The organism is Siccibacter colletis, from assembly GCF_000696575.1.
In the GTDB taxonomy this organism is placed as follows: Bacteria; Pseudomonadota; Gammaproteobacteria; order Enterobacterales; family Enterobacteriaceae; genus Siccibacter; species Siccibacter colletis.
Window position 1 is genome coordinate 336025 of the sequence record NZ_JMSQ01000039.1, and the last position, 16334, is coordinate 352358.

Below are 16334 nucleotides of genomic sequence, written 5' to 3' on the forward strand. Positions count from 1 at the left end.
GGGGCTCGCGCCCTCTGGCGGTTCCCGACCGCCAGCCCGGACTCAACGCCTGCGGCGCGGCGGTTTTGATGCCGGACGGGGCCATCCCTCTGGCATTGGATGATTTGTTTTTTGTGGTGGGTGCGCTGCGCTTACCCACCCTACGGGATGGCGGAATTTTGTAGGGTGGGTAAACGAAGTGCACCCACCGTTTACCGCGCACCCACCGCTGGCTAGCAGTGCCAGGTGCCGTGATCGCGCAGCCATAGCGCGGTGCGCTCGATGCCTTCGTCGAGCGATATCACCGGTTCGTAGCCAAGCTCTTGCCGGGCGCGGGTAATGTCCAGCGTAAAATCAAAATGCAGCTTCGAGACGCTGAAATGCGTCAGCACCGGCTCCTTGTCAGACTTATTCGCCAGCCGCTCCATGCTGCGCGCTATCATATCCAGCATAGGGTAGGGCACGGAGCGAATACGGCACGCGATCTCCAGCTCGTCGATCAGCTTCTGCACGATAGTGCGCAGCGGGCGCGGCTCGCCGTTTGTGATGTTATAGGCCCGGCCGGAAGGGAGCGCGTCGCAGGCGCTGGAGCTGGCCAGCCACATGGCGTGCACCGCGTTCTCATGGTAGGTCATGTCCACTACCGCTTCGCCGCCGCGCGGCAGCGGCACGTTGCCGTAGTGACGCATCATGTGCATCAGGCGCGGGAAAAACACCGTATCGTGCTGCCCGAACAGGCTTTGCGGACGCAGAATGGTGAAGCGGGTATTAGGGTTAGCCTGCGCCAGCAGACCGATCACCTCTTCGCTGGCGGCTTTGCTGCGAGCGAACTCATTGGCGAAGCGCGGCGGACGAAAGTTTTCGTCGATATCGCGATGGTGATGGAAATCAAAATAGAGCGATGGCGACGAGATATGCACCACGTTGCGCACCCCCCAGGCTACGGCCCACTCGCCGAGGCGGCGTGTGGCGCGCACGTTCGCAAGGTCGAACGCCTCCTGCTTGCCCCACGGCGACGTCAGGCTGGAGCAGTGCCACAGCGTGTCGATATCCGCCAGCAGCACCTTCGCCTGGGACGACACCAGCTCGGTGAGATCCGCAGGAATAAACTCCGCACCCATTTTTTGCAGCAGGCGGCCCATGGCTTCGTTGCGTCCGGTGGCGCGCACGCGGACCCCGCGCTTTAACAAATACTCGACTGCGTTCCGGCCTAAGCCGCTGGTGGCACCCGTTACCAGTACCTTCATAACAACCCGCTGTGGTGGTGACATGTCGCTGCGCATTCTTTCGTGAAATCAATGCGGATGCAATGGGTGGGGAGGGCTAAAGAGAATAAACCGTGCCGGGAAAGCGGCAGGAAGGGGAATAGCGCGCCCGAAGCGCGCTATGAGGCAGCACTCAGCGCGTCAGAAAGCGCTGCCAGTGGGCAACGACCTGTTCAAGCTGCGCACGGCTGACGTCGAGGTGAGTCACCAGACGCACCACCGGCGAGGCGTTGATCAGCACCCCTGCTGCCTTCATATGTTCGCCCAGTGCGGCAGCGGCTCCTTCCGGGGCGCGCACGAACACCATGTTGGTGTCCTGACGCATCACGTCGGCACCGATCTCGCGCAGTTGCGCGACCAGCCAGGCGGCGTTGTCGTGGTCGTCTTTCAGGCGCTGAACGTTGTGCTCCAGCGCGTACTGCCCGGCAGCCGCCAGCATGCCCGCCTGGCGCATACCGCCGCCGGTCATCTTGCGCCAGCGGTTGGCGCGACGGATATACGCCGCGCTACCCACCAGCAGCGAGCCCACCGGCGTACCCAGCCCTTTCGACAGGCAGATGGTGAAGGTGTCGCAGTACTGAACCACCTCTTTCAGCGAGCAGCCGTACTCCACCACCGCATTAAAGATGCGCGCTCCGTCAACGTGCAGCCCCAGCCCACGTTCCCGGGTGAACTCCCACGCCTGGCGCAGGTAGTCCTGCGGCAGCACTTTGCCGTTATGGGTGTTTTCGAGGCTGAGCAGGCGGGTGCGGGCGAAGTGAATATCGTCGGGCTTGATCTTCTCCGCCACCTTATCAAGCGGCAGGGTGCCGTCACGGCTGGCTTCAATCGGCTGCGGCTGAATGCTGCCCAGCACCGCAGCGCCGCCGGCTTCGTAGAGATAGTTGTGGGCCAGCTGACCCACAATGTACTCTTCCCCGCGTTCGCAGTGGCTGAGCAACGCCACCAGATTGGCCTGGGTACCGGTGGGTAAAAACAGCGCCGCCTCTTTGCCGGACAGCGCTGCAGCGTACTCCTGCAGCGCATTAACCGTCGGGTCGTCGCCATACACATCGTCCCCAACCGGGGCATCCATCATTGCCGCTTTCATCGCCGCACTCGGGCGGGTTACGGTATCACTGCGCAAATCGATCACGGGCGTTCCTGTCGTGAGTGGGTTTGCTCCTTATTTACCTGAACCAGTTGGTTTTCGCCAGCTCCATCACCTCATCGCCGCGTCCGTTGATGATGGCGCGCAGCATATAGAGGCTGAAGCCTTTGGCCTGCTCCATCTTGATCTGCGGCGGCATCGCCAGCTCTTCCTTCGCGACCACCGCGTCGATCAGCACCGGCCCGTCGATGGTAAAGGCGCGCTGCAGGGCGGCATCCAGATCCTCTGATTTCTCAACGCGGATCCCGGTAATGCCGCAGGCCTCGGCGATGCGGGCGAAATTATTCTCCCCCAGCTCGGTGCCGTCGGTCAGATAGCCCCCGGCTTTCATCTCCATCGCCACGAAGCCAAGCGTGCTGTTGTTAAACACCACAATTTTTACCGGCAGCTTCATCTGCGCGATGGTGAGGAAATCCCCCATCAGCATGCTGAACCCGCCATCGCCGCACATAGCAATCACCTGACGCGACGGATCGGCGGCTTTCGCGCCCAGCGCCTGCGGCATGGCGTTCGCCATTGAACCGTGGTTAAACGAGCCGATAAGACGACGCTTACCGTTCATTTTCAGGTAGCGCGCCGCCCAGACGGTCGGAGTACCGACATCGCAGGTAAATACCGCATCCTCATCGGCGTAGTGGCTGATCTGCTGCGCCAGATACTGCGGGTGAATAATTTCTTTGCCCGGTTTAGCGAGATCGTCCAGCCCTTTACGCGCCTCGCGATAATCGTCCAGCGCCTTGTCGAGGAAGCGACGGTCGGTTTTCTCCTCCAGCAGCGGCAGCAGGGCGCGCAGGGTGGCTTTGATATCGCCCACCATCGCCATATCGACTTTGCTGTGCGAGCCGAGGCTGGCGGGATTGATGTCGATCTGGATGATCTTTGCATCGGTTGGGTAGAAAGCGCGATACGGGAACTGGGTGCCGAGCAGGATCAGGGTATCGGCGTTCATCATGGTGTGATACCCGGACGAGAAGCCGATCAGCCCGGTCATGCCGACGTCATACGGGTTGTCATACTCAACGTGCTCTTTCCCGCGCAGGGCGTGGACGATGGGCGCTTTCAGCGTTGCGGCGAACTGGACCAGTTCCTCGTGCGCGCCGGCGCAGCCGCTGCCGCACATCAGGGCGATATTGCTGGAGTAGCGCAGCACCTGCGCCAGCTTTTTCAGCTCTTCATCGTTGGGAGTTACCACCGGCGCGGAAGGGGCGTACCAGCTGGTGGTTGCCTCTTCCGGGGCGGGTTTTAACGCCACATCACCCGGCAGGACAATCACCGATACGCCGCGGTTAAGAATGGCTTTGTGCATGGCGATGGCCAGCACCTGCGGGATCTGCTCCGGGGTGGAAACCAGTTCGCAATAGTGGCTGCACTCGCGGAACAGCTCCTGCGGGTGCGTCTCCTGGAAATAACCGCTGCCAATCTCGCTCGACGGAATGTGCGCCGCGATGGCGACCACCGGCACGCGATTGCGGTGGCAGTCAAACAGACCGTTAATCAGGTGCAGATTGCCTGGCCCACAGGAGCCGGCGCAAACCGCCAGTTCGCCGGTAAGCTGCGCCTCAGCGCCTGCAGCAAAGGCCGCAACCTCTTCATGTCGCGTCGGCATCCACGCAACGGTGCCCATGCGATTCAGGCTGTCACTCAGGCCATTCAGGGAGTCGCCGGTGACCCCCCAGATGCGTTTCACCCCGGCCTGTTCCAGTGTTTTTGCAATATAAGCGGCAACGGTCTGTTTCATCGGTCCTCCATACCCTGTTTGTGATAACGCTTACAAGCTTAGTCCAATTTCCGTGACGCCCTGCGTTTAACCCCGTAGTTTATGCGGGTTTCAGGCTGCTTTTTTTCGACGCATCGTTGCGTTTTTTTCTGGGCAAAAAGGAAATCAATCAGATGGTTACATCGATGTTGGCTGCAATTAACCGGGCGCTCGCCCATGAGGACTTCGGAAAGCTTTTGTTACGACTTGCTGTCGGCGGGCTGATGCTGTTTCACGGCGTACACAAGCTTATCGACGGGGTGGAAGGCATCGCCGGGATGCTCACCGCGCAGGGACTGCCGGGCTTTATTGCCTACGGTGTGCTGGTGGGGGAAGTGGTCGCGCCGTGCCTGATTATTCTCGGTATCGCAACCCGTCCGGCGGCGCTGGTGCTGGCGTTTACCATGGTGGTGGCCTGGCTGATGGTGGGCACTGGAAAAACCTGGCTGCTGGATAAAACCGGCGCCTGGGCGATTGAAAATCTGATGTACTTCTTTATCGGCGCGCTGGCAGTGGCCTGCCTGGGTGCCGGGCGCTACGCCTTCGGCAAAGGGGCGTGGCGATAATAAAAAAGGGCGGTGATTACCGCCCTTTTTTTCCCGAATGACGATCACGCCAGGACCAGATCGCTCTGCGGATGACAGGAGCAGGCCAGCGCGTAGCCGTCAGCCACCTCGCGCTCCGTTAGGGTCATGGTGCTGGTGGTGGTGTACTCTCCGGAAAGCACCCGCGTTTTACAACTGCCGCACACCCCGGCGCGGCAGGCGGCGTTAACCGCGACCTTATTACTTTCCAGCGCCTCCAGCAGCGTGGTGCCCACCGGGCCATAGAACTCCCGCGCCGGACACAGGGTGGTAAATTTCAGCCCGGAGGCGACCGGGGCCGCCACCGGCGTAAAGAACTTCTCTTTATGGAAGCGCGTCACGCCCAGCGCTTTCACCTGCTGTTCAACCGCGTCCATATAGGGCGCCGGGCCGCAGACCATGACGGTGCGCGCGGCGATGTCCGGCACCGCGGCCAGTATCTCCGGCGTGATACGCCCCTCGATAAAACCGAGGGTGGCCTGCTGCTCCGCCATCAGCGTCACCGGGTAGTCGCGCCACTCGTCGGCGAAAATCACATCCTGCGGCGTGCGCACGTTATAGATCACGGCTACGTCGGCAGCGGGGCGGTGCTTTGCCAGCCAGCGGCGCATCGACATAATCGGCGTCACGCCGCAGCCCGCCGCCAGTAGCAGGAAGCGGTCATTCTCTTCTGTATCGCAGGTGAAGTCGCCCTGAGCATCCGAAAGCCAGAGATAATCCCCGCGTTTGACCTGCTGCGTCAGCCAGCCAGAGCCCACGCCGTCATCAATGCGCCGTACGGTCAGGGTGATAAACGGGCTGATGCCCGGCGTGGCGGATATGGTGTAGGCGCGCAGAATATCCGGGCTGTTATTGATGCTCACCAGCGCGTACTGCCCGGCACGCCAGCGGTACTGGTCGTGGCACAGCAGCGCCAGCGTCCAGACATCGGGCGTCTCCTGGGTAATGTGGTGCACCTGCATCCGCCACGGGCAGAGGGGGGTTGGCATTGTCATGTTCTGCTCCTTACGCGCTCAGTAATTCACGCATGTCCTGCTCGACCGTGGTGACCTGACGCAGGCCGAACTTCTCATTCAGGATCGCCAGCAGGTCCGGGGTCAGGAAGCCGGGCGCGGTCGGGCCGGTAATGATGTTGGTCACGCCGAGCGACAACAGGGTCAGCAGAATGACGATCGCTTTCTGTTCGAACCAGGAGAGCACCAGGCTCAGCGGCAGATCGTTTACGCCACAGCCGAGTTTCTCGGCCAGCGTCACCGCGAGGATAATCGCCGAGTAGGCGTCGTTGCACTGTCCGGCATCCACCAGACGCGGCAGGCCTTCGATATCGCCAAACTCCAGCTTGTTGAAGCGGTACTTACCGCAGGCCAGCGTCAGGATCAGGCAGTCATCCGGCACGCTGGTGGCAAAATCGGTGAAGTAGCTACGCTCCCCGCGCGCGCCGTCGCAGCCGCCGACCAGGAAGATGTGGCGCAGCTTCTCACGGCTCACCAGATCGATCAGGGTATCCGCTGCGCCAAGCAGGGTCTGACGCCCGAAGCCGACGGTGATCAGATGCTCAATTTCGCTCCAGGGGAAGCCGCCCAGCTGCTGCGCCTGGGTAATCACCGGGGCGAAATCGTCGCCTTCAAGGTGATTCACCCCCGGCCAGCCGACGATGCTGCGGGTCCAGATGCGATCGTTGTAGCTGCCGACGTGCGGGTCGATGATGCAGTTGGAGGTCATGACAATCGGGCCGGGGAAGCGGGCAAACTCGGTCTGCTGGTTCTGCCAGCCGCTGCCGTAGTTCCCCACCAGGTGTTTAAACTTGCGCAGTTCCGGATAACCGTGCGCCGGCAGCATCTCGCCGTGGGTGTAGACGTTTACCCCGGTGCCCTCGGTCTGTTGCAGCAGGTTGTAGAGATCTTTCAGATCGTGACCGGAAATCAGGATGCACTTTCCCGCCACCGGTTTGACGTTGACCTGCGTCGGGGTTGGGTGGCCGTAGAGCGAGGTTTCGCCTGCATCAAGAATGCTCATCACGCTGAAGTTCATCTGACCAATACCCATCGCGCACTCCAGCAGCGCATTCATGTCTGCCGGCCAGGTGCCGAGCCACGCCATAAACTGGTGATAGCGCGCGTAAAGCGCGTTGTCATACTGGCCCAGCACGTGGGCGTGCTCCATATAGGCCGCCGCCCCTTTCAGGCCGTAGAGGCAGAGCAGGCGCAGGCCGAGAATATTCTCGCCGATGGTGGCTTTATCAATATTGGGGGCAAATGCTGCCGCCTGCCGCTGCAGGTCGCCGAGGTCGTCGCTGATAAGCTGCAGCTCTGCCATCGGGTTTTCTACCCGGGCGCTGGCATCAGCCGTGAGGCAGCGGGCTTTCAGCTGCTCGCGCAGGGCAATCGCCTGACGCGCGTAACCAACGATGCGCGTCGAGTCGAAGTTAACGTTGGTGAGGGTGGAGAAGAACGCGCGCGGCGCGAAGCTGTCCACGTCGTGATCGATGATGTCATACTCACGCGCCTTCACCGCCCAGGCTGACAGCCCCTGCAGCGCAGCGATCAGCAGATCCTGCAGATCTGAAGTTTCCGCGGTTTTCCCGCACATGCCCTGCGCATACGCGCAGCCGTCGCCTGCCGGAGTACGAATAGTTTGTTCACATTGCACACAGAACATGTTGATGCCTTATAAGTTGTATTTAATATGCATGTTTAAGGTTAAGGCAGGGTCAGGGGGATGAAAAGAGGATTTACCGGCTAGTTAAATCGGAATTGATTTAGCGCAATTTTGGCGGCAGCCGGGCTACCGCCAGAGGAGTATCAGGCAGTGAAAATCGCCATCAGAATGGGCACCAGCAGGCTAAGAATAAAACCATGCACGATAGCGGCAGGCACCATCTCAATCCCGCCGCTGCGCTGCAGCACCGGCAGGGTGAAGTCCATCGAGGTGGCACCGCACAGGCCCAGCGCGGAACTGCGGCTGCGGCGAACCAGGCCCGGGATCAGCATGATGGCGATAAGCTCGCGCGCCAGATCGTTAAAGAAGGTCGCACTGCCGATCACCGGGCCGTAAGCGTCGGTCAGCAGGATGCCGGAGAGCGAGTACCAGCCGAACCCGGAGGCCATCGCCAGCCCGGTTTTCAGCGGCAGATTAAGCAGGAAGGCGTTAATCACCCCGGCCGCCAGCGAACTGGCAACCACCACCACCGCAACAATCATACCGCGGCGGTTCAGCACAATCTGACGCAGGGTCATGCCGTTATTGCGCAGCTGAATACCAATCAGGAACAGCAGGAAGATGAGCGTGTACTCACTGGCGGCGGTGGCGTGCTGCAGCCAGCCCAGCCCGCTCAGGCCCAGCAGAAAACCGAGCACCACTACCCCGCACAGCTTTAGCGACTCCAGCGCCATCGCCAGCCGGGAAGGCAGCGCTTCCTGATGGTGGTTGTGCCGCCACGGCATGCTGCGCTCCAGCCACAGCAGGGCGGCGCAGTTGCACAGCAGGATCACTACCACGCTGACCGCACTGTAATGGGCAATCGCGACGAGGTTCTCCGCCAGGTTATCGAGAAACGCGAGGCTGATACCCATAAAAAACAGGATCAAATAGACGATATAGCTTAAAAGACGATTGATCAGCCTGAGCGCGCCAGTGTGACGCAGGGGGATGAGGTAGCCGACGATAAGCGGAGCGAGAATAATAAGCAGTCCGGACAGCATGAAATCAGGAAATCCTTGCAAAGAAACAAAGCATTAACACACTACCGAAAGCGCGACGGTGAGTAAAGCTGCAAAAAAAGGGGGTGTTTATGCAAGGCAATAACGCGAATGGCCCGGGTTAGCGGGCCATAAGCAATCAATAACGCTTTTCCAGCAGCGTGCGGTAGATTACCCCACCGGCAAGGCCACCGATGAGCGGCATCACCCAGAACAGCCACAGCTGCTCCAGCGCCCAGCTACCCTGGAACAGCGCGACCGCAGTACTGCGCGCCGGGTTGACCGAGGTATTAGTTACCGGAATGCTGATTAAGTGGATCAGGGTTAACGCCAGGCCAATGGCAAGCGGCGCAAAACCCGCCGGCGCTTTACGATCGGTGGCACCCAAAATAATAATCAGGAAAAATCCGGTTAATACTATTTCAATGACGATAGCCGACAGCATGGAATAATGATCCGGTGAATGTTCACCGTAACCATTTGCGGCAAATCCCAGGGCTGCGTCGAAGCCATTTTTTCCGCTGGCAATCACCCATAATACGGCAGCGGCAATAATACCGCCGATAAGTTGAGCGACGATATACCCGATAATTTCCCGGGCCGGAAAACGACCGCCGGCCCATAATCCCAGCGTGACCGCCGGATTAAAGTGACCGCCGGAAATATGCCCCACGGCATAAGCCATGGTTACTACCGTCAGGCCGAAGGCCAGGGCCACGCCGGCAAAACCAATGCCCAGCGCCGGGTAAGTCGCTGCCAGTACCGCGCTGCCGCAGCCGCCAAAGACTAACCAGAAAGTACCGAAACACTCTGCTGCTAATTTTCTGAACATAACAACCTCAAATAATCCATCATTTATTCTATGCCGGGGTGAATAAATGCCCCGGTATTTTTAGCGCGGCGATTCTAATTTTCAGGCAGCGGTATTGCTACCGCCATAAAGGTATTTATTGATTTAAAGCAAATGCTGCAAAATAAGCGGTAAAAATAGATTATTTCTCGCTGAATATTCCTGGAATTAAGGAGGGTACAGGCGGCGAACGGGAATTTTTACCGTATTCGCCGCGGGCGCCTACAGCTGGCGTTATACTTGCCTGGCAAATACCTGCCAGTTTCAGTCCGGAGGAGTGATGTTTCTTGAGCGCGTTGAGATTGTTGGCTTTCGTGGTATTAACCGCCTGTCGCTCATGCTTGAGCATAACAACGTGCTTATCGGCGAAAATGCCTGGGGAAAGTCGAGCCTGCTGGATGCCCTGACGCTGCTGCTCTCTCCGCAGCCCGATCTGTATCAGTTTACCCGCAACGACTTCTGGTTTCCGCCCGGACAGGTGAACGGGCGTGAGCATCATCTGCATATTATTCTGACCTTTCGCGAGTCCGTGCCGGGTGAGCATCAGGCGCAACGCTATCGCAGCCTGGCGGCGGGCTGGGTAAAGAGCGACGACGGTCATGCGCGTCTGTTTTACCGGCTGGAAGGCGAGAGCGACGACGGCGGTCATGTAACCACCCGGCGCAGTTTTCTTGATGCCCGGGGAGAATCGCGGCCGACAGAGGAGAGTGAACGCCTGGCCCGGCACCTCATCCGCCTGCACCCGGTGCTGCGGCTGCGCGATGCGCGTTTTATGCGCCGCATCCGCAACGGCACGGTGCCGGAAACCCCGGACGTTGAGGTCACCGCTCGCGAACTGGATTACCTGGCGCGGGAGCTGGTGGCGCGCCCGCAGCAGTTGACCGATGCGCAAATCCGCCAGGGGCTGACCGCTATGGTGCAGCTGCTGGAGCACTACTTCGCCGAGCAGGGCAGCGGCGAGGCGCGTACCCGGTTGCTGCGTCGTCGCTCTCACGATGAACAGCGCAGCTGGCGCTATCTTGATGTCATCAACCGCATGATTGACACCCCCGGCGGCCGCTCGTACCGCATGATCCTCCTCGGCCTGTTTTCCACGCTGCTGCAGGCCAAAGGTACGCTGCGCCTCGACCCGGATGCCCGCCCGCTGCTGCTGGTGGAAGATCCCGAGACGCGCCTGCACCCGATAATGCTGTCGGTGGCCTGGAACCTGCTCAACCTGTTGCCGCTGCAAAAGATCACCACCACCAACTCCGGGGAGCTGCTGTCGATGACCCCGGTTGAGCAGGTGTGCCGGCTGGTGCGCGAGTCGTCGAAAGTGGCGGCCTGGCGGCTCGGGCCAGGGGGGATGAATGCCGAGGACAGCCGCCGTATCGCCTTTCATATCCGCACCAATCGCCCCGCCTCGCTGTTTGCGCGCTGCTGGCTGCTGGTGGAAGGTGAAACCGAAGTGTGGGTGATGAACGAGCTGGCGCGTCAGTGCGGGTATCATTTTGATGCGGAAGGGGTAAAGGTGATTGAGTTTGCTCAGTCGGGGTTAAAACCGTTGATCAAGTTCGCCCGCCGCATGGGTATTGAGTGGCATGTGCTGGTGGACGGCGACGAGGCGGGGAAAAAATACGCCGCCACGGTGCGCGGACTGCTGCATAACGACCACGAGCGCGATCGTCTCACGGCGCTGCCGGCACTCGATATGGAGCATTTTATGTACCGGCAAGGCTTCGCCGACGTGTTTCATCGCGTCGCCCAGCTCCCGGACAAGGTGCCGATGAACATGCGGCGCATCATCGGCAAGGCGATCCACCGCTCCTCAAAGCCCGATCTGGCGATTGAAGTGGCGCTGGAAGCCGGGCGGCGCGGCGTGGAGTCGATCCCGCCGCTGCTGCGCAGCATGTTCTCCCGGGTGCTGTGGCTGGCGCGCGGACGCGCCGACTGACGCTCTACAGCGCGTCCCGAACCTGAGTCAGCATCCCATCCAGCAGGTCATAGCGACGACGGTACTCGGCGCGCTTCTTGCTGGCGATCTCCTCCATCGGCTTGCGGGCAATGGCCTGGGGCAGGCGATAGTATCCCTCCGGTGTCCGCACGCCGCCGGTAGATTCCCAGAAGCTGTCGTAGTCGGCATGCAGCTGCGCCTTTTTATCGCGATAGCGCAGGCTGCGGTAAACGTGGGCCTCGTTGCTGACTGCCAGCAGCGCTTCCATCCCGAAGTGCTGCGCCAGCGCGCAGGCCGCTTCCACCACCAGCCGCTTGGGAAACAGGCCGTGGCAGGATTTGGTCGCCTGCTGAATAACGCTGTGCGGCACCTCGGGTTTTGGTCCCTGCAGGCCGCCGATAAACAGCGTTTTGCGGCCCTGCATCTGACAGAAGGTAAACGTCAGTTCGGCAATGATCGTCTGGCTCTCATCGCGCAGTACCAGCGTGCTTTCACCCTCTTTATCCAGTGATACCAGCGTCACAAAATCAATAAAGTAGTGTGCACCGTCGCGGCCTTCGAGGGTCGCCAGCCGCATTCCATACTGGCTGAGGTGCGCGGCGAACTGCGCCGGGGTTAAGGCCGCAGAAAGCGTCTGATAGTGAAAACAGAGCGCGTCGAGCGCGGCTTTGCGGTTAAGATTAGCGGCCATATAGGGGCGATGCAGACGGCACGGCAGTCGCGGCTGGCGCATCAGCAGGCTTTGCGAGTCTGGATGCGCTGTCAGCACGTTGAGCAGTTTGCGTGTAGAAAATGGCATCAACAGCGAGCGCAGCATAAACTTGCGGCGAAAGCTGGCCTTACGCCAGAATTTAGCAGGTTGCCATGCCCCCGTTGTCAGCGCTACAAAGAGCTGCCAGCTACTGCGGTCCAGCGCCTGCGGGGTGTTGTTTTCAATGACGTGCGACATGATGTTTACTCAGGTGAAAATAGACCCTGGCATTTCATCACCGGTAAACTCAACGGCACGTCAATCACGCCGTCACCTCGCGGGCTATCTGCCGTTTGTTGAGCTGACGTTTAGCCTTGCCCAATGCCGAACTTATCGTCGAACGACACAGGAATCTCATGTTAATCAAGGGAAAATTTAAAAAGCGCTATCTGTTGCTGCTGGTTATCGTGCTGCTGGCGGGGGCCTGGATCTGGTCCACGCTGAATGCCCCACCGCCGCAGTACCAGACGATGATCGTGCGTAAAAATGACCTGCAGCAGAGCGTGCTGGCGACCGGCAAGCTCGATGCGCTGCGTAAGGTGGACGTGGGTGCCCAGGTCAGCGGGCAGCTGAAAACGCTGTCGGTAAATATCGGCGACCGGGTGAAAAAAGATCAGCTGCTGGGGGTTATCGATCCCGAGCAGGCCGAGAACCAGATCAAAGAGGTTGAGGCGACGCTGATGGAGCTGCGCGCCCAGCAGCGTCAGGCTCTGGCAGAGGCGGCGCTGGCCCGCGTCACCTTACAGCGCCAGCAGCAGCTGGCGAAAACCCAGGCGGTGTCGCGCCAGGATCTGGATACCGCAGCCACCGAGCTGGCGGTGAAAGAGGCGCAGACTGGCACCATCGAGGCGCAAATTCAGCGCAATCAGGCCTCGCTGGATACCGCCAGAACCAACCTCGATTACACCAAAATTATTGCCCCGATGGCCGGGGAGGTAACGCAGATCACCACCCTGCAGGGCCAGACGGTGATTGCCGCGCAGCAGGCGCCCAACATTCTGACGCTGGCGGATCTCGGCACCATGCTGGTGAAAGCCCAGGTGTCAGAGGCCGACATTATCCACCTGAAACCGGGTTTGCAGGCGTGGTTTACGGTGTTGGGCGATCCGCTCACCCGCTACGAAGGCACCCTGAAAGACATTCTGCCGACTCCGGAGAAGGTGAACGATGCCATCTTCTATTACGCGCGTTTTGAAGTGCCGAACCCGAAGCGGGTGCTGCGTCTTGATATGACCGCTCAGGTGCACATCCAGCTCAGCAACGTGAAGGGCGTCCTGACCATACCGCTGTCGGCGCTGGGCGATCCGGTGGGGGAGAACCGCTACAAAATTCGCGTGCTGCGCAATGGGGAAGTGCGCGAGCGTGAGATCGTTATCGGCGCGCGCAACGATACCCAGGTGCAGGTGGTAAAAGGGCTGGAAGAGGGTGAAGAGGTGGTAACCGGTCAGAAACTCGCCGGAGGCGGACAATGACCGTGCTGCTTGAGCTGAAGGATATTCGCCGCAGCTATCCCTCCGGCGAGGAGCAGGTTGAGGTGCTGAAGGGCATCAACCTTGCGATCCACGCCGGGGAGATGGTGGCCATCGTCGGCGCATCCGGCTCCGGGAAATCGACGCTGATGAATATTCTCGGCTGTCTCGATAAGCCCAGCAGCGGCAGCTATCACGTGGCGGGCACCGATGTGGCGACGCTGGATGGCGATGCCCTCGCACAGCTGCGCCGCGAGCACTTCGGCTTTATTTTTCAGCGCTACCATTTGCTGTCGCACCTCAGCGCGGCGCAGAACGTGGAAGTTCCCGCCGTCTATGCCGGGGTCAGCCCGAAAGCACGCCGCCAGCGCGCCACCGAACTGTTGACCCGGCTGGGGCTGGCGGAGCGCGTCGACTATTCGCCCTCGCAGCTCTCGGGCGGCCAGCAGCAGCGCGTAAGTATCGCCCGCGCCCTGATGAACGGCGGCCAGGTGATCCTCGCCGATGAACCCACCGGGGCGCTGGATACCCACTCCGGCGAAGAGGTGATGGCGACGCTTAAGCAGCTGCGCGATCGCGGCCACACCATTATTATCGTCACGCACGATCTGAACGTCGCCGCCCAGGCCGAGCGGGTGATAGAGATCCGCGACGGCGAGATCATCGCTAATCCACCGCCCGCTGCGACAGCGGTGAACGCCCAGCCGATTGCTGATAAGCCACAGGACAGTTCGGCCTGGCAGCAGTTTATCGGCGGCTTTAAGGAAGCGCTCACTATGGCCTGGCTGGCGATGATCGCCAACAAAATGCGCACTCTGCTGACCATGCTGGGCATCATCATCGGCATCGCATCGGTGGTGTCGATTGTGGTGGTCGGCGATGCGGCAAAACAGCTGGTGCTGGCGGATATCCGCTCCATCGGCACCAACACCATTGACGTCTACCCCGGTAAAGATTTCGGCGATGACGATCCGCAGTATCAGCAGTCGCTGAAATATGACGATCTGACGGCGATTCAGAAGCAGCCTTGGGTTGAATCCGCCACGCCGGCGGTCTCCCAGAATCTGCGTCTGCGCTACGGCAACGTGGATGTCGCCGCCAGCGCCAACGGCGTCAGCGGCCAGTATTTTAACGTCTACGGCATGACCTTCAGCGAAGGCAGCACCTTCAACGACAGCCAGCTTGCCGGGCGCGCCCAGGTGGTGATCCTCGACAGCAACAGCCGCCGCCAGCTGTTCAAGGACAAACCGTCGGTGGTGGGGGAAGTGGTGCTGGTGGGGAATATGCCGGCCACGGTTATCGGGGTGGCCGAGGAGAAGCAGTCGATGTTTGGCAGCAGCAAGGTGCTGCGCGTCTGGTTGCCCTATACCACCATGTCCGGGCGCATTATGGGCCAGTCGTGGCTCAACTCCATCACCGTGCGCGTTAAGGACGGTTACCAGAGCGCCGAGGCGGAGCAGCAGATCACGCGCCTGCTGACGCTGCGCCACGGCAAGCAGGATTTCTTCACCTGGAATATGGACGGCGTCTTGAAAACGGCGGAAAAGACCACACGTACTCTTCAGCTGTTTCTTACTCTGGTGGCGGTGATCTCGCTGCTGGTCGGCGGGATTGGCGTGATGAACATCATGCTGGTGTCGGTGACCGAGCGCACCCGGGAGATCGGTATCCGCATGGCGGTCGGGGCGCGGGCCAGCGATGTGCTGCAGCAGTTCCTGATTGAAGCGGTGCTGGTGTGTCTGGTGGGGGGCGCGTTAGGCATTACCCTGTCGCTGCTTATCGCCTTCACGCTGCAGCTGTTTTTACCGGGCTGGGAGATTGGTTTCTCGCCGGTGGCGCTGGCGACCGCGTTTATCTGCTCCACGGTGACCGGCGTTGTCTTTGGCTGGCTGCCGGCGCGCAACGCCGCACGGCTAAATCCGGTGGATGCGCTGGCGCGGGAATAACGGCGGGCTAATAAAAATGCCAGTCACGAGGGCTGGCATTTTGACGAGGGGATGTACACAATAAAAAAGCGCGTCAGGCGACGGTCTCGACCTCAACCAGAGGCACAATGAGACTCGCATGGTTGCCTTTTGGCCCCTGATGTACATCAAACCTGACGAGTTGTCCGGCTTTAAGCGTTCTGTAACCATCCATCTGGATAGTGGAATAGTGAGCGAAAATATCTTCGCCGCCGCCTTCAGGGCAGATAAATCCAAACCCTTTAGCGTTGTTGAACCATTTAACTGTACCCGTTTCCATGCTTCGACATCCTTCGTAACTCTTATTAAGTGAGATGGAATCAACCGGAAGTGAGCCCGGGCTGTTCAAAACCTCGCCAGCTCACGCTTGTACAATTTAGAGAAATCAGGCAGGTCGTCAAGCAATCGTCGGGCGCAGACGGGGTTGGATGAATCAAATTTTGAAGCAGTTAACGCTATTGGGCGAAGTTGTGACGAGGCTCGCGTATGGCAGCAATAGATGATAGTTATAGCGCTTATCGGGTAGATTCAGGATGGCAATTTGCTCATCCATGAGGCGGGTCAGGGATCTCACGTAACGTTAACCAATGATGATGACGGGCAATGGGTAAGACAAACAGCTGGTTCGATTTTGACCAAATGGCGGAAGATAAGCTTCACGAAGCGCTAAAACCGCCATCTATGTATAAAGTTATATTAATGAACGATGATTACACGCCAATGGAATTTGTTATTGACGTGCTACAAAAGTTCTTTTCTTATGATGTTGAACGTGCAACGCAACTGATGCTCACGGTTCACTATCAGGGCAAGGCCATCTGCGGTGTCTTTACCGCCGAGGTTGCCGAGACGAAAGTCGCCATGGTGAACGAGTATGCAAAGGAGAACGAGCATCCGTTGCTGTGTACGCTGGAAAAAGCCTGAATACAGGCAAA

Annotated in this window: 14 protein-coding genes; 5 read left to right on the forward strand and 9 right to left on the reverse strand. The window is 59.7% G+C overall.

Translation table 11 applies throughout. The features are described 5' to 3' along the window. Positions 1 to 212 precede the first annotated feature (212 nt). From ET34_RS0120545 to poxB, 3 genes are all read right to left on the reverse strand, one after another. Positions 213 to 1226 carry an NAD-dependent epimerase/dehydratase family protein gene (locus ET34_RS0120545; protein WP_031525190.1) on the reverse strand — a complete coding sequence of 338 codons (1014 nt, stop codon included), beginning with the start codon at positions 1224 to 1226 and terminating at the stop codon, positions 213 to 215. A gap of 151 nt (positions 1227 to 1377) precedes the next feature. After that, complete coding sequence (gene ltaE, locus ET34_RS0120550; protein WP_031525192.1) at positions 1378 to 2379, reverse strand: low-specificity L-threonine aldolase; 1002 nt, start codon at positions 2377 to 2379, stop codon at positions 1378 to 1380. 34 nt (positions 2380 to 2413) lie between these two features. Continuing rightward, positions 2414 to 4132, reverse strand: a complete 1719-nt coding sequence (gene poxB / locus ET34_RS0120555; RefSeq protein ID WP_031525194.1) for a ubiquinone-dependent pyruvate dehydrogenase — start codon at positions 4130 to 4132, stop codon at positions 2414 to 2416. A 152-nt stretch (positions 4133 to 4284) separates the two neighbouring features. Here poxB and ET34_RS0120560 point away from each other — a divergent pair, with 152 nt between their 5' ends. Beyond that, positions 4285 to 4716, forward strand: a complete 432-nt coding sequence (locus tag ET34_RS0120560; RefSeq protein ID WP_031525196.1) for a DoxX family protein — start codon at positions 4285 to 4287, stop codon at positions 4714 to 4716. A 44-nt stretch (positions 4717 to 4760) separates the two neighbouring features. Here the strand turns inward: ET34_RS0120560 and hcr are convergent, their stop codons facing one another. The 4 genes from hcr to aqpZ all read right to left on the reverse strand — a co-directional run bounded on the left by hcr (position 4761) and on the right by aqpZ (position 9264). Continuing rightward, on the reverse strand, positions 4761 to 5729 hold the full coding sequence (hcr, locus tag ET34_RS0120565) for an NADH oxidoreductase (RefSeq protein WP_031525201.1): 969 nt from the start codon (positions 5727 to 5729) through the stop codon (positions 4761 to 4763). Between the two features lie 10 nt (positions 5730 to 5739). After that, positions 5740 to 7392: a hydroxylamine reductase gene (gene hcp / locus ET34_RS0120570; protein WP_031525202.1), complete on the reverse strand. Its 1653-nt coding sequence runs from the start codon at positions 7390 to 7392 to the stop codon at positions 5740 to 5742. A gap of 143 nt (positions 7393 to 7535) precedes the next feature. Continuing rightward, positions 7536 to 8435, reverse strand: coding sequence for a LysO family transporter (locus tag ET34_RS0120575; RefSeq protein ID WP_031525204.1), 900 nt, complete (start codon positions 8433 to 8435; stop codon positions 7536 to 7538). 136 nt (positions 8436 to 8571) lie between these two features. Beyond that, entirely contained in the window at positions 8572 to 9264 is a 693-nt protein-coding gene (gene aqpZ, locus ET34_RS0120580) for an aquaporin Z (protein ID WP_031525207.1), read from the reverse strand. A 298-nt stretch (positions 9265 to 9562) separates the two neighbouring features. Between aqpZ and ET34_RS0120585 the strand changes: the two genes are divergently transcribed. Continuing rightward, on the forward strand, positions 9563 to 11215 hold the full coding sequence (locus ET34_RS0120585; protein WP_031525209.1) for an ATP-dependent endonuclease: 1653 nt from the start codon (positions 9563 to 9565) through the stop codon (positions 11213 to 11215). Between the two features lie 4 nt (positions 11216 to 11219). On the opposite strand, the gene ET34_RS0120590 is transcribed toward ET34_RS0120585, so the two are convergent. Continuing rightward, the gene (locus tag ET34_RS0120590) at positions 11220 to 12164 is read right to left on the reverse strand and encodes a VirK/YbjX family protein (protein ID WP_031525210.1); all 945 of its coding nucleotides are present in this window, start codon (positions 12162 to 12164) and stop codon (positions 11220 to 11222) included. A 158-nt stretch (positions 12165 to 12322) separates the two neighbouring features. Here ET34_RS0120590 and macA point away from each other — a divergent pair, with 158 nt between their 5' ends. Together macA and macB are read left to right on the forward strand one after the other, a co-directional pair. Next, positions 12323 to 13438 carry a macrolide transporter subunit MacA gene (gene macA, locus ET34_RS0120595; RefSeq protein ID WP_031525211.1) on the forward strand — a complete coding sequence of 372 codons (1116 nt, stop codon included), beginning with the start codon at positions 12323 to 12325 and terminating at the stop codon, positions 13436 to 13438. Continuing rightward, positions 13435 to 15381: a macrolide ABC transporter ATP-binding protein/permease MacB gene (gene macB / locus ET34_RS0120600; protein WP_031525212.1), complete on the forward strand. Its 1947-nt coding sequence runs from the start codon at positions 13435 to 13437 to the stop codon at positions 15379 to 15381. Before macA ends, macB begins: the two co-directional genes overlap by 4 nt. A gap of 73 nt (positions 15382 to 15454) precedes the next feature. Here the strand turns inward: macB and cspD are convergent, their stop codons facing one another. After that, positions 15455 to 15679 (reverse strand): cold shock-like protein CspD, encoded by a 225-nt coding sequence (cspD, locus tag ET34_RS0120605; protein ID WP_024547785.1) that lies wholly within the window; start codon positions 15677 to 15679, stop codon positions 15455 to 15457. Positions 15680 to 16002: 323 nt separating this feature from the next. Here cspD and clpS point away from each other — a divergent pair, with 323 nt between their 5' ends. Beyond that, a complete protein-coding gene (clpS, locus tag ET34_RS0120610) occupies positions 16003 to 16323 on the forward strand; it encodes an ATP-dependent Clp protease adapter ClpS (RefSeq protein WP_031525213.1) in 321 nt (106 codons plus the stop codon). The last annotated feature ends 11 nt before the right edge of the window (positions 16324 to 16334 follow it).